We start from the raw sequence: 13,492 nt of genomic DNA on the forward strand, positions 1-13,492 counted from the left end.
CCATCAGCCGGGTCGGCAGCGGCGGCATGCCGGGGCCGTCCGAATAGACGGCGCCGAAACGCTCCTCCAGCACCGGCCAGTCGATCGCCTGCGCCAGCCGCACCAGCTCGTGCTTCATGTTGATGATCTGATCGAGCCTGGAGCGGAACAGGTCCTGCTCTCCCGTCTCGCGCTTCTCGCGTGGCCTGGACATTCGCCGTCCCCTCGATTCGCCGCCGCCGAACCGAGTGAATCACGCTCCGCAGCACAAGGGAATCGCAAAACCGAATTGCAGGAAAACAGCGTCCAAATACCGCTAATCCTGCAATTCAAAAGACGCTATCCGCCTCAATCAACAGGCCAGATCAATGGCTTGCGGATAGTTCACGGCCGACGGTATTCAAGCGGCGGCAATTTCTCGGCTTTCGCCGAGGCCTTTGGCTCTTTCGGGGGGTAGTGTTCATGCGGCAGCTATGCGCTCCAGGTAGTTCAGGCGCTTTATGTTGTATGCGAGATTGGCCATGCCGATCTTCGTCGTGGCCCGCGCGATGCCGATGGTTCGGATGAACAGCCCCATACGGCTCTTCTGCCGGAGAAGACATGCTCGACGCGCGAACGGACCTTCGACTTGATGTTGTTGGCGCGCCGGGTGGTTTCGGGCATCAGCCTGCTCTTGGGCTTCTTGCGGTGGACCCGGCTAACGAAGCCTTGCTTCTCCATGGAGATCTCGTTGGCCGCCGATCTGTAGGCGGTGTCGGCCCATACGCTCTTCGAGGTGTTGGTCTTGTCAGCAGGCCTTCGCGCAGCCTGGCTCCTTCATAGGCGGCCGCATCCGTAGCGCGATGGTCGGATGCGGCATGCGCCAGACTCGCATGCGCACTCGCAAAAGGGGAATCCCCAGCCGGACTCTTATGACAGGCGTAAACCACTAGGCTCTTACCTGCTGGCAAGCGGCCCGGCCGCGCATCGGCCGATGGACGAGGAACTGAATAAACTGAGCGCTGCCGGGGATGAAAAGGCGATCCTTGCGCTGGTGCAGGCGGTTCGAAATGCCGCCTTGCACTACAGAGAAGACGGCGTCGCGGCTGAAGACCCTCATTCGTCAGAGCAAACGGCTCGTTCTGCTGGCGAGCAAGAACAGAAAGAGTCGGTGGGTGCCCTGGGAACTCGGCGTCGGATGGGAGGGTATCCCGAAAATCGCCCTTTTCCCGTCCGCCGGACGACCCAACCGACATGACATGGCCTCCCGGGAATATCTCGGCCGGTAGGCGCCCGTCAGATATTTCTTGCTCGCCTCGAGGTCGGCCTCGGTCAGCCCCTCGTCCGCCATCTGCTTCACCACCTTGTGCACAGGCCAGCGTCCCGGCCGCCCTGTCCGAACGTGTTGCCGTCCTAGCCTGCAGCGCGTTGGAATGCTGGTGGTCGACCAAGCTGGAAGAGGCGCCATAGGTCAAGCCGCGCTGTTCGCGCACATCCTCCCACAGGCGCAATGTGACGGGCGAGCCGCCGAGGATTTCGTTCAGCAGCTCTGCGGCGTAGAAATCTGGCGCGCTACGCTTCACGCCGGGATAAGCCAACTGCAGCAACGTCTGCGGCAGGTCGTAGCGACCGTCACCTGCTCGCCGAGCTTGGGATCGACATCGGCGACGGAGGCGAGCGTCTGCCTCTCAAGCAAATCGCCGAACAGCTGGTGAGTTTTATACGCAGCGTTTTCGCATCAATGTCGCCAACCACCGCCACATGCAGGCCCTCACTAGGCCGTCACGGGCAAAAGTGGCCTTGTGGCAGGAGTTGAGATCGGCCGGTGTCATGCCCAGCGAAGCCCTCTTTGGTGCCTTCGTGCGACCTGGAATAGGGATGTGTGCCGTAGATCGCGGGCAGCATTTGTGCTCGGCGATCGCCTCGGGGTGGCGCTTATTGGGATGATGGCGGAGAGGGCCTGGGCGCCGGGTGCGGTCGATCGGCTCCTGGTCGAAGCGCCGAAGTGAATGGCAGTGATCGGCGTCGTGCGGTCCTTCACCAGCCAAGCGTCGAAGCCTTTTTCAGATTTCACCTCTTCGATGTTCAGGCGTTGAGCGCCGGCAGGATGAGGAACGAAATCGCGAGGAGAAGGGTGTCGCCAGCGGCATGGCGAGGCGCGCTGCCCTCCCGTCTCCGAGGGGAGCGCGCCTGTGCGACGACGCCACAGCATTGGTTTTCAACAATCAATTCTCCCTCGGGCAAGAGATAGCCGGTGCTCGAATGGTCGAGCGCGTGAAAGCGGGCGGCGACCGCCGTCACCTGATCGGCGGTGACCTTGCGGATGCGGTCCGGCCATTCCTCGACGTCCTGCACGGTGCCGCCGGTGGCAAGCCATACACCTCGGCCACATGGTACTGCTTGTCGCCGCCGAAGATCAGCGAGCGGACACAGCGGCTCTTGGCCTTCCAGCTCGTCACCTGTCACACCGTATTTGACGATGCGGGGGGGGCCAGTTTCTCAATTCGCCCGACAGTCTCGCTTCAGGTCCTTCCCTTCGCTACAGCCCTTCGGATGCGGTCCGCCGCTTTCAGCGGGCCTAATCGCTTTCTGGCGCGCACCCCACGGGGACAGGCACGCGAGACTAGTATGGAGCGTTGCGGTTAGCGCACGAACAGCAAAGAACCGAAAAAACAGGCAACTGTCGCAGTATGGCTGAACCAGCCATCGTGTCGGCATCTAGGAGCCGCGTGTTCGCCTTGCGCTGACACGAAGCTCAGACATGACGTCCGGGAGACGATGCTGGCAAATAGTCTGGCTGAAGCATTCCACCCACAATACCAAAGCCCGTCCCGATTCAAAGCGCTTCTGAGCACTCCATCTCAGGCGCGGGGCCAGCTGGCCAGTTCACCTTCTTGGTCCGCCGGAAGAGAGCCCCGCCCTCTCGACAATCGGCTTCATGAGGTTTCGCCCTGCAGTGTCGACCGTAAAAAAGGGCGCGCGAGGCGCCCTTCATTTAAACCGGCAGTCGGGAAGCAGACTTCACTCTGATATTCAAAAGCGGTAGGTGACACCTGCGCCTATCAGCCAGGGATCGAGCTCCGCCTTCCCCGTCAGCTTCGCGCCGGCCACCGTGACGTCGAAGTCCGGCTTCAGGAAAAGCTTCTTCACGTCGAAGTTGAGGCCCCAGTGCTGGTCCACCATGTAGTCGAATCCGACCTGCAGCGCCGTGCCGAACGTGTTCTTCACCTTGAGAGCATCAGCGCTGCCAGTGTCCTGGTTGTAGAAGATCGTGTAGTTCACGCCGGCGCCGACATAAGGCTTGAACGCGCCGAGATCGGTAAAATGGTACTGCAACGTGAGCGTCGGCGGCAGCAGCCAAACTTTGCCGATGTTGCCCAACCCTCCGATCGTCCCTTGGCCCGCGATGTTGGCATAAGTGGTACCGAGTATGAGTTCGGCGGCGATGTTGTCGGTGAAGAAATACGAGATATCGAGTTCCGGCGTCACCGTGTCCGAATACGAAAGACCGGAGCCGGGAAGCGTATCAACGTAGCCCAGATCTTTCGTAACGACGCCCAACGCCCGCAGGCGGACCTGCCAAGGGATTGGCGCTTCGGTGACCGAGGCTCCCGTCTCCGCCAGGACGGTCTCTGCTTGCGCAGGCTCCGCGGCGACGGCCTGCTGTCCCACCATGATCAGGGCCACCGCCGCTGCTGTTGCCCGCGCTACGCCCATTCGCGTTCTCGCCATGAGATTCACTCCTTGATGTTCAGAAAGGATGCACTGCACTATTTCGTCTCCTGCTCGAATGAATTGTTGATGGACCTCAAATGCCCCTCTTGCGTTGCAACGCGTTCCGCCGTCTCCGGAAGGTGATCGTTGAAGCCGATTGCGCTGCGGAGAAAATTGGTGCCTAGACTGATGAATGCGGCTTGCTCCCGATTGTCCTCGCCGCAGCCGTGCCCGCCTGCGCTGGCCTCGTAGAAGTAAGCGGGATAGCCAAGAGCCTGCAGTTTTGCGGCCATCTTGCGCGCATGGCCCGGATGGACGCGGTCGTCGCGTTTCGTGGTGGCGATCAGGATAGGCGGATAGGGCTGTCCCGGCGCTGCGGCGTGATAGGCGGAGATTTCCTTCAGGAAAGCCCAATCGTGAACCTTGTCCGGATCGCCATATTCGTCGATCCAGCTCGCGCCCGCCAAGAGCTTGGTGTAGCGACGCATGTCGATAAGCGGTGCTGTGCAGAACAGAGCCCCGAAATGCTCAGGATAGCGGGTCAGCATGTTTGCGATCAGCAGGCCGCCATTTGAGCCACCCTCGGCGGCAATCCGCCTCGGCAGGGTGATGCCCCTTCGCACGAGGTCGGCGGCAACGGCGGCGAAATCGTCATGGGCGAGACGCTTGCCCTCCCTGCGCCCGGCTTCGTGCCAGCGGGTGCCGAACTCGCCGCCGCCGCGGATGTTCGCCTCGACACACGTGCCGCCGCGCTCGAGCCACAGCTTGCCCAGCGGGGAGTTGTAGTAGGGCAGGAGTGATACGCCGAACCCGCCATAAGCGGAAAGGTGAATCGGAGCATCTCCGTTCCCGTTCGCCGGACCAACCTGCGTATAGGGGATCAGCTCATGATCGATAGAGACTGCCTCGTGGCGCGTGACCACCAGTCCGGATGCATCGAAATTCTCCGGGCTGCGCTTCAGGATTGCTGAAGCGCTGAGAGACGGCGCGGCATTCAGATCGAACAGCAAGAGCTGCGGCGGCGTGATCGGATCCTGAGCACAGATCAGGACCTCTCCATTGGTCTCGTGAACTGCCGCATCGAATGACCAGACGTCGACAGTACCTTCGGCGGGCAGGGTGTTCAGGACTCGGCGCGTCCATTCCTGGTGGCCGGGAGTGAACATCTCGAAACGCGGTGCGAGATTGACGAGGTAAGAGATAATGAGCTTCCCGTCATTCCAGAAGAATGACTGCATGGAGCGCCTTTCCCCTGGTTGAAACAGGGTCTCAAAACGGCGTCCGCCAGCGAGGAAAGAGGAAAGCGAGATGACGATCAGCGCGTCGGCGGGATGGGTGGTGCCTCCCACCGTCCAGGGCTTGCGCGGCCTTACCGCCAGCCAGTCGCCGAAGACCCGCCACGACGCGTCGCGAGGAAGATCGATCTGCCTCCTCGGCCCGCTCCTATCGCCGATCCAGCTGATCTTCTCGAAGAAGGCCGGCTGCTCGATGAACCAAAGGCGCTCGCTGCGGCCGGTGCGGTCCGAATGACCAGAGACTTGGAAGCTTTCGAACCCGGCCTCGAAGATTGCCGGCGTGGTGAGGGGATCCGCGTCACGCTTCCACAGTCGAACGGTGCGCGCATAGCCGGAGCGGGTGGCCATGCCATTACCAAGCGCACTGGAAAGCAGAAGCGTGTCAGGGTCCAGCCAATTAACGTAGCCTTTGGCCTCGGGGAGGTTGAAGCCGTCGGCGACAAAGCTCAGAGAGATCAGGTCGAATTCGCGATGCACGACCGCGTCGCTGCCGCCGCGCGACAGGCGCAGAACGGCTCTTTCCCGTCTCTCCGGCTCGATGGACGCGCCGTCCCAGATCCAGTCCTCTCCGTCGCTAGCCGCGAGAGCATCCAGATCGAGCAGTAGCTCCCATTGGGGATCCGCCTTCATGTAGGCGGCAAGGGTGGTCCGGCGCCACAGTCCGCGTGGATTACCGTCATCTCGCCAGTAATTGTAGAGGTACTGACTACGGCGCGCGATCAGGGGAAGATTGTCGCGATTGTCGAAAATGGCTGTCAGAGCCGCGCGGTCGCGCTCGAACTGCGTTCCACCGAAGTGCTTGAGAGTCCTTGCCGATTGGCCGGCGGCCCAGGCAAGTGCCCGCTCGCCCTCTACATCTTCAAGCCAGACATAGGGATCGTCGTCGGGAGCATCCAGCGTTGGACGGACATCAAATGCGTTCATGTCCGGACAGCCTTCAGAAAGAAGGGATAGAGGCTTCCGTCGGCTCGGGAACGCTCAGTGCTGGTAGCGGCGCCCACATGTTCGAAAAGCGTGATCATTGATGAGTTCTTTCAGTCGGTGCGGCATCGCAGTGCTTTTGCGCATAGGACCGCAACCGTCGTGCCAACTGGGAAAATCGTTTCGGAACAATGCGATCGCTCTGGAAGCGTTGTGTCACATGTCCGACATCGTCGAGAATCCGACAACGAGTGCTCCTCCTAATCACCGATCAACCTCCGGCGCCAGGCGGTGACACCGTGCAGAACTCGAGCAGTGAAGCTCATTGGTGAACCTGGTTGACGCCCAACATCTTCGCTCTGGAGCGCTTCACGCACACGGATTCATCGCAGACACCATGATGCGATCGATGCGGTTAGAGACCAAGCTGGCTGCGCCTGTGAGTTTCAGCCGCCAGCTGGAAGCAGCTGAGTTCTGAGGAGAAGGGTGGGGCACCCCTTGGGCGACCTGATGGTTGCCCAAGCCCTGCCGCAATCTTGGCCTGCACCGTCGCCTGGATTGCTGTCGATCAAGCCAGGAAGCTGCATTCGGGCGAACGCATGGGGCTGGTCCCCATGGCAACTTGGGCTGATGTGGGGCCGTCCGATATGCGATACGAGGGTCTAGGATAGGGGAGCTCGGGCTCGGTAGTATCTCAGCGAGACGGCTAATGGTCGACGAAGTCTTCCTGACGCCACGCATTGGTATGCCGCAGCAACAGGGGCAGTGCGGACGCAAGTCTGGTTGTGAAATCGGCTGCTACAGGGGCATGCCGCGCTTCATCTCCATACCGTCAGCGAAGAAAGCGCGGCGCGAGCATCACCAAAGAGAAGCGGCGCGCCTTTCGTTTTGCGGTCCACTGACCAGTCGGCTTCACCTGTACAACTACGGGCTGGCATAGCGTGAAACTTGGCCCCCAATGGCGGAAATTTCCCCCAGGAGACCTAGATGACTAAGCTTATTGCACCCGGGCTACGACAACCTGCCCACCACCAGCGTCGAAGCCACCGCCACGCCACCAAGTCTTCAGGGAACGTCCTGAACGGAACCCAGCCGGGTACTCCTATCAAAGCGACTCCCTTCGCATGCTCAGGCCGCGCTTGCTGTCGCTGCGCGGGACCGACAGCCTGCTTCTGCCCTGCACAGTGCCGACGACACATGCTTCGACGAAATGGCGTCATCGAGGTCGGGTGGCTTCGGCGCCGGTGCTTTGCCAAATTGCATGTTTGGACGTCCGTGGGGGCGGGCAAGGGGGCACAGTCGTGCCTGCAGTTCTCGTGACTGGCCCAGCAAGTCGAGTTCGCAACCGCGCACCACATTCGGTCGACGAGATGAAGGCTTTTGCCGCCAAGTTCTCTGCCTGGTCCGGCGAAAGCTATACGCTCGCCGCGTAATGGCTGGACATGATAGCCGACGCCCGTCCGAATGGCGGCGGCTTTTTCGTATTATATCGACCTGATCGGCCAGCTTCGCGGGAATGCCGGGGCTACGACTTTGAATGGTCATTTGGCGGCGGAACGGCTATGATGATCCAGATCGGCCATCGTGAAAGCCACGACATCGATATTTTCCTCGACGACCCTCAATTGCTCGGTCATCGACCATCCCAAAAGCCACCTGCACTTTGAAACGATGCCGTCCGACTATTTGGGGGACGGGCTTCGGTTCCAGAAATTCGCCTTCGAAGACGTTGGCGAAATCGACTTCATCGTTGCCGGAGCGCTAACAACGAAGCCGTTCTAGACCCGCGTGGTGGAAGGCAGGACCGTGCGGCTCGAGACCATCCCGGAAATCATCGCCAAGAAGGTCTATTACCGGGGATTTCGGAAGCCAACCCGCGCGACATCTTCGACATCGCCGCCGCAGCCCGGTCGCAATTGGACGAGGTCGTCAACGCTCTGCGTGCGCTCCCAGAACAGGTCGCTCGAACCAGACAGCGGATGGAAAAACTCACCAATGAATTCGTCGGCCGCGCCATTGCACAGCTGATGATCATGCCCTGACTACGAAGCGTCGGCCGCCGACAGTCTGGACGCAGCGTTCGCTGTGCTCGACGAGGTGTTGTCATCACTCAAAGAACCTGACCCCCACGACCTAGCGACCAACCGAGGGAGGGGAGGGGTTTCTCAGAGCCCGGACGCCTTGGTGAGGTTGGTCCGGAATCTGCCGCGCCTCCGCTGATATTTGCGGGTCATCTCGGCCGAGGCATGGCCGAGCTGCTTCTGCACGTAACGCTCCTCGACGTCGGCCGACGAGGCAAGTCCGGCGCGCAGCGACTGGCCCGAGAACAGCAGCGCCCGTTACCCTTCCGGGAGATCGGAGGGGAGGCCGGCGGCGATCGTCACCTGCTTGACCAGGCGGGCGACGTGCTTGTCGGAGAGCCGTTCGACGTCGACGGTCTTGTTGTCCTTGAAAATGCGGCGGAACAGGGGTCCACGTGCGATGCGGCCAAAGCGGATCCAGCTCTCGAGCGCGACTACGGGGTAGGTGTGGTCGCTGGAGCCGCGGCCGACCTCGACCTCGCGCCAGCCGGTCTTGCCGCGCAGGGTGACCAGCAGCCCTTGCCGTCAAAAATCTCGATCCAGCCGGCGCCATCGCTGTTGTCGTCGCGCATGACGTCGAGACCGACGATCTCGGAGCGCCGCAGGCCGCCGCCACAGCCCAGGAGCAAAATAGCGCGGTCGCGTAGGCACCTGAGGTCGTGGCCGAGCGTGGCGATCATCGCCAGGACCGCCTCTTTCTGCCGCGGTGGCTTTTGCGTGCTTGCGCGGCGAATGCCGGCAAGAACCGTATAGATATGCCGCTCCGCGTGGTCCAACGGCCGGCCGCGCTGGGTAAAGTTCCAGGCGAGGCCGGAAAGCCGCCGCTCGATGGTCGCAACCGAAAGGGCAGGGGCGCCACGCTTCGGATCGCCGGCGGCGGTGCCCAAGGCACAGGCGCTGATATTGAGCCTGATCACCTTCGAGCCCGGAGGCAGGGGATCGAAGCCAGCGCGCCGGCACCAGGAGGAAAAATGCCGCCAATCCTTGGGGTAGGCGTCGCGCGTGTTCTCCGAGGTGGCGTTGTAGCCCCTCGCGGTCTCGACCAGTTCCTGGACATGCGCCGGGACTCTTTGAGCCGGGTCTCCATCTCCTTGTAGAGCTTGTCAAGCTCGCCATCGACTGGCTTCAGGTCGTCGATTGAACATTGCGTCATCATAGGCTTTGTGCCTTGTTGTAGCAGGCATCGTCCGTTCGCGCGGCGGACACAGACATCACCGTCGCTGAGCCGAGAACGACGGTAAAAGAAAATGCACTCACTGACTTCATAACCAATCTCTTTTGCGGGTGATTTAGAAACGGACGCCGAGCTTGGCGCTGAACCCGTGTGTCTGGGCATCCGAGGCGATCTGTCCCTGATAGGCGATGCCGAACGTCGCGTTCTCGGTGATGTTTACGTCCAGCCCAGCTTCGAGCAGAGCTGCGTTCTTTGCGATCGGCACGCCCTTGATGGCGAAGGAGGAACCGCCAGCAAAGGCAAGAGCGGTATCCGGCCGAGGGTCAGTACCGTCGACGCACGCAGACCTAGCGTGGTAAACGCCGTGTCGCTCGAGCGATCCCCGCTCGACAAGGCGGCTGCGCCGCCCTTCTCGGTGAAGCCATCGGCGTCAAAATTCACATAAGCGAGATTAGCGTAGGGCTCGAAGGAAGCCGAAGCCGTATTGATACGGTAGCCGAGCTCGCCAAAGGCCTGGAACGTGCCGGCGTCGTAATCGGCCGAAAGGCTGTCGGCGAAGCCTGGAAAGACCACGGACCTGCCGGTCTCGATGCTGTGCCAGGTATAGGCAAGGCCGGAACGAAAACCGAGATTGCCGTTTTGCGTGCCGGCAACAAGACCGAGATGGTAATTCTCGCTCGAGCCCGACGACGCGCGATCGTCCGCCTCCAAGGAGGTATGGCTGTAGCCGCTGATGAGGCCGAGCCGCCAGCTTTCGCCGACAGCCGCGTCACCGCCAGCCAGAAAGCCGCCTGTCGAGTGATCGAGACCGGCGGCATTGCCGTCGCTGTCGAGATGACCCCAGGCGCCGAAGCCACGGCCCCATACGGCGAAATTCTCACTCGTTGCCGGGGCCAGTTCCAGACCACCCAGCCCATAAGTCATCACCGGAACGCTGGAGGCACCGACGCCGTCGAACGCCGCACGGATCCGTTCGCTCGCGGCATCGCGTACAGAATGACTGTCCTCGATGAGGCCGCTATGAATGGAAGCATGAACCTCGCCTGATAGCATATCGAAAGCGTTGCGGGCTTCCGGCGCCGTCAGGAACAGGATGTTGTCCTGGATCGGATTACCGCTTCCAAGCGCCTGAGCCGCTGCGGCGACCGAGCGTTGATTGAAGGTGCTGGCTACATCGGCAAATGCCGTCGATGTGCGGCTGATATCGAGATAGACATTGTTGGCATCGTAGACGAGCTGGAAATCGACGAAGGGCGTCGCGTCTGTCGCCAGAGCCCCCGTCAGCCCGCCATAGGTGCCGCTTACGCCGCCTGCTGCGGAGAGCAGAGTATATCGGGCATCGACCGATAGCGTTCCCTGCCGCAGCAGCTCGATCTGCGCGCCGCTGTCGATCGCCGCTGCTCCGCCAACATCGATGAGATCGGACGACCTTGCGAGGTCGACCTGATAGATCGATCCGGACTGCTGCGCGAAATCGCCCGTGACAGTCAGTGTGGTGACGATCCTGCTCGGATCGGTCGCACTGCCAGGAGCGACCGTGCCGCCCTCGGAAATGGTGACCGCACCGTAGGTGCCGCCGCCTGCGACGACACCGCCGCTGTTTGCGATAGCCGTGCCCCCGATCTGCCCGTCATTCCCGAGAAAGCCGGACGTGGTCGCATCATGGGAAAGCACACCTGTATCGGCAAGCAGCAATCCCGCGCCGGAACCGACCGTCGTCATGCCGGAAAAATTGTTCTTTCCGCTCAGCGTTTGCACGCCACCGGCAACGAATAGTTTGCCGCCCATATTATTGTTATCAACGTCGAGGTCGTTGATGCTGCCGGCGAAAGTGTCGTTCGAAGCCGTTAGCACCAGGGTACGCTTGCCCAGTTCGACCGTTCCGCTGCCACTCAGGCTACGAATACGGGCATCGTTGTAGGCGTCGGAGATTCCCCAATAGTCGCTGCCATTTCCATGTTCGGAGATATCGAACGTGCCGTCTGCAACGACTTTCGCTGACCGTTGGATGTTGCCGAGCCCCGCAAGCGAGAGATAGGCATCCTGAGCAATATTCGTCTCGCCGGTGTAGGTGTTGACATTCGTCATCCGGACCACCGTCTTTGTATCAAGCGTCAGCGATCCGGAGCCGGAGACGACACCCGCTATGCCGAACCCGCCCTCATTCCCCATGCTCGTCGTGATCCTGCTCAGACCGGTCCCTTCGGGTGCGGATGAATCGGTAGAGAAGTTGCTGGCAGTGACGAAATGTGACGTATAAGCGGTATACTTCTTCTCCAGATCGAAAATGACCGATCTGTTTTTGAAGAAGTCAAGACCGGCAACAAAACTGGTCTGGTCATTGGGTTGTTCCGTCGTGCCGCTGGTGTAGGTGAAGTCGATATTGTCCAGCCTTACCGGATCGCCATCCGTTCCTGCGATTGTAACGCTCGGGATGTTGCCCGATGCGCTTACGATCTCGCGTTGCTCATTTCTCCGAACATTTTTAAGTTTGACGCCCGCATCCTGAAATTGCTTCAGCATCGCATCACTGATCTCCAGACTGCCACCGCCCGGTGTGCCGGTGTCGAGCAATACCGCGGTCTTGTTGGGGTCGGTGATTGGTGGGGCTCCATCCTTAACCGTGTACTGCAGATTGTAGCTGCCTTCGTATTCGGTCGAGGCATTGGCGCCAGAGCCAGGAAAATTCTGATAAGAATCCTGATCTTTTTCCTCGGGTTCTCCCCATGGCATGGCATTAGTATATTGGGCCCGGAGGCTTGGATTGAGGTTGACAATCGTGCAGGGGGAACAGCCAGGCGTTTGGTCGCTCTCGGAATCCGGATTCACATTGGCGGAGACCACGTAGCCAGACCTGGTGACACTGCCCATCATGCCCCAGACACTTGTCTTGCCAAGAAAATCGCCGGCCCCGAATGTACCTGCGAAATCGCCGCCTTCGTCTGCCATCTTGCCAGCGGTCATTTTCGCCCGCTGCTCCTTATCGGCGTGATAAGGTTCTTGGAGATCCTGACCATACATATCTTTAAGTCCATCCGTCACGGATCCCGGCGTGCACTTAAGATTGTTGTCCTTGCAATACGCATGGGTATAGACAAAATCGAGAATGCGAGCAGCCCGGTATTTCTTATCGCTTACAGACGGCCCGTCGATTGTTATCTTTTGATCTGGATCGACATATGTAAATTTATCAATTTCCACGTTCTGAAGCTTATTACCATACGTTCCGTCCCCGTACGTATATACGTAAGGCGTGTCGGCAATCGGGCGGACCCCGGTCACCTCTGACCCGATCTGCGTGTTGAGCTGGTCCGAGCCCGTGTCGAATACGTATCGCTGCGCGTTGCCATTGTTGATCTTGGCCCAGATGCCCAGGCGGTCATGGCCTTCCCCGACATACTCCAGCGGGATCGAAATCGGGTCGTCGGCCAACGCTTCTCCAGTTGGAAATGCTACCAGACCCACCCCGAGAGACACAGCCGGCAGGAATACCGTCGTCATCGCGGTGGTTGCCGCCAGAAAGTTCTTTGTCCTGAAACAAGCCTGCATACCTGGTCCTCGAAAAAGTCTCGCAAACTGATTGATCATTGGAACGGCCTCCTGAATTGTTTAACGAGACCCTTTATGGCGGCCCTGGCTGACAACAGCCTGAAAGCTGCAAGCGGCCTGCGAGAATGGGGCGATCCTGAATGACGACAGATGCTGTCAACAATGGATGAGTGCTCGGCCTGAAAGCTGAGCACGCGTTATGCTCAGGCTGCTGACAAGGCCAAAGCAGCGTAAGTGCGGAGTGAAATCCAAGGTCCACATGGGTCGTCGCTCTTCCCGTGCGCCTGGGAAGGCGCCGGCCCGGCCAAGCTTTCCCAGATCGTCCGGATGGCGCACAAGATACCGGTTCAGGTCGATCGAGATGGAGGCCGAGGCGTATGCCAAGGCGGTCGACTGCCTGACGAAAGATCAGAATGCGTCGCTGGCGCTCTACGATTTCCGCCGGCAGCGAGCTCAGTCTCCTGCCGGGCATCCGTGTTTACTGGCGACGAGACACAAGATGTGCCCAAATTGCCACCAGACCGTCACCTGCGATGAGTTTCGGCAACTGATTTTGTCCTTTCAATCATCGCCACTTCCTGGCCGCGGCCAACATGGGCCACTCGAAGGCAGCAGACTGGCGGCTATATGGACGGGCTGTGAGCCCGAACCGGAGACATTGGCGAAATTTACGATCTCTATAGCAACGTCAAGGAGAAGCGCGAGGTGTTGCAGATGTGGTCAAATCACATCGAATGGCTGATCAAGCAGGCTGCGGATGACGCTCTGGCGGCGTAGCTGCTGGCATGGGCGGAAGATGC

6 protein-coding genes and 5 pseudogenes are annotated in these 13,492 nt (G+C 60.3%); 3 read left to right on the forward strand and 8 right to left on the reverse strand.

Annotated features, from left to right (window positions below; translation table 11 throughout):
• Together EN845_RS33315 and EN845_RS36465 are read right to left on the reverse strand one after the other, a co-directional pair.
• A pseudogene (locus tag EN845_RS33315) lies at nt 1-193 on the reverse strand (IS5/IS1182 family transposase); the annotation flags it as partial.
• A 246-nt stretch (nt 194-439) separates the two neighbouring features.
• A pseudogene (locus EN845_RS36465) lies at nt 440-818 on the reverse strand (transposase); the annotation flags it as partial.
• A 134-nt stretch (nt 819-952) separates the two neighbouring features.
• On the opposite strand from EN845_RS36465, the gene EN845_RS36470 reads away from it, so the two are divergent.
• A complete protein-coding gene (locus EN845_RS36470) occupies nt 953-1,216 on the forward strand; it encodes a hypothetical protein (RefSeq protein WP_245478315.1) in 264 nt (87 codons plus the stop codon).
• 181 nt (nt 1,217-1,397) lie between these two features.
• Here EN845_RS36470 and EN845_RS36865 read toward each other — a convergent pair.
• The 4 genes and pseudogenes from EN845_RS36865 to EN845_RS33345 all read right to left on the reverse strand — a co-directional run.
• Nucleotides 1,398-1,541, reverse strand: a pseudogene (locus tag EN845_RS36865) (insulinase family protein); the annotation flags it as partial.
• Between the two features lie 652 nt (nt 1,542-2,193).
• Nucleotides 2,194-2,427, reverse strand: a pseudogene (locus tag EN845_RS36480) (insulinase family protein); the annotation flags it as partial.
• 564 nt (nt 2,428-2,991) lie between these two features.
• The gene (locus tag EN845_RS33340; protein ID WP_024505687.1) at nt 2,992-3,690 is read right to left on the reverse strand and encodes an OmpW family protein; all 699 of its coding nucleotides are present in this window, start codon (nt 3,688-3,690) and stop codon (nt 2,992-2,994) included.
• Between the two features lie 38 nt (nt 3,691-3,728).
• On the reverse strand, nt 3,729-5,891 hold the full coding sequence (locus EN845_RS33345) for a prolyl oligopeptidase family serine peptidase (RefSeq protein WP_127310559.1): 2,163 nt from the start codon (nt 5,889-5,891) through the stop codon (nt 3,729-3,731).
• A gap of 706 nt (nt 5,892-6,597) precedes the next feature.
• Here EN845_RS33345 and EN845_RS33350 point away from each other — a divergent pair.
• Both EN845_RS33350 and EN845_RS36485 read left to right on the forward strand, forming a co-directional pair.
• Nucleotides 6,598-6,828 carry a hypothetical protein gene (locus tag EN845_RS33350; protein ID WP_127295339.1) on the forward strand — a complete coding sequence of 77 codons (231 nt, stop codon included), beginning with the start codon at nt 6,598-6,600 and terminating at the stop codon, nt 6,826-6,828.
• A gap of 625 nt (nt 6,829-7,453) precedes the next feature.
• Nucleotides 7,454-7,555 (forward strand): hypothetical protein, encoded by a 102-nt coding sequence (locus EN845_RS36485; protein WP_245463615.1) that lies wholly within the window; start codon nt 7,454-7,456, stop codon nt 7,553-7,555.
• Nucleotides 7,556-8,053: 498 nt separating this feature from the next.
• On the opposite strand, the pseudogene EN845_RS33360 reads toward EN845_RS36485, so the two are convergent.
• Together EN845_RS33360 and EN845_RS33370 are read right to left on the reverse strand one after the other, a co-directional pair.
• Nucleotides 8,054-9,039: pseudogene (locus EN845_RS33360) on the reverse strand (tyrosine-type recombinase/integrase); the annotation flags it as partial.
• Nucleotides 9,040-9,359: 320 nt separating this feature from the next.
• The gene (locus EN845_RS33370) at nt 9,360-12,731 is read right to left on the reverse strand and encodes an autotransporter domain-containing protein (protein ID WP_127310561.1); all 3,372 of its coding nucleotides are present in this window, start codon (nt 12,729-12,731) and stop codon (nt 9,360-9,362) included.
• Between the last annotated feature and the right edge of the window lie 761 nt (nt 12,732-13,492).

The organism is Mesorhizobium sp. M8A.F.Ca.ET.202.01.1.1 (genome assembly GCF_004791595.1).
Lineage (GTDB): Bacteria > Pseudomonadota > Alphaproteobacteria > Rhizobiales > Rhizobiaceae > Mesorhizobium.

Bases quoted from the DNA above. Each gene is read 5' to 3' on its own strand.
- EN845_RS36470 (WP_245478315.1), top strand. From the start codon at position 953: ATGGACGAGGAACTGAATAAACTGAGCGCTGCCGGGGATGAAAAGGCG.
- EN845_RS33340 (WP_024505687.1), bottom strand. From the start codon at position 3,690: ATGGCGAGAACGCGAATGGGCGTAGCGCGGGCAACAGCAGCGGCGGTG.
- EN845_RS33345 (WP_127310559.1), bottom strand. From the start codon at position 5,891: ATGAACGCATTTGATGTCCGTCCAACGCTGGATGCTCCCGACGACGAT.
- EN845_RS33350 (WP_127295339.1), top strand. From the start codon at position 6,598: ATGGTCGACGAAGTCTTCCTGACGCCACGCATTGGTATGCCGCAGCAA.
- EN845_RS36485 (WP_245463615.1), top strand. From the start codon at position 7,454: ATGATCCAGATCGGCCATCGTGAAAGCCACGACATCGATATTTTCCTC.
- EN845_RS33370 (WP_127310561.1), bottom strand. From the start codon at position 12,731: ATGATCAATCAGTTTGCGAGACTTTTTCGAGGACCAGGTATGCAGGCT.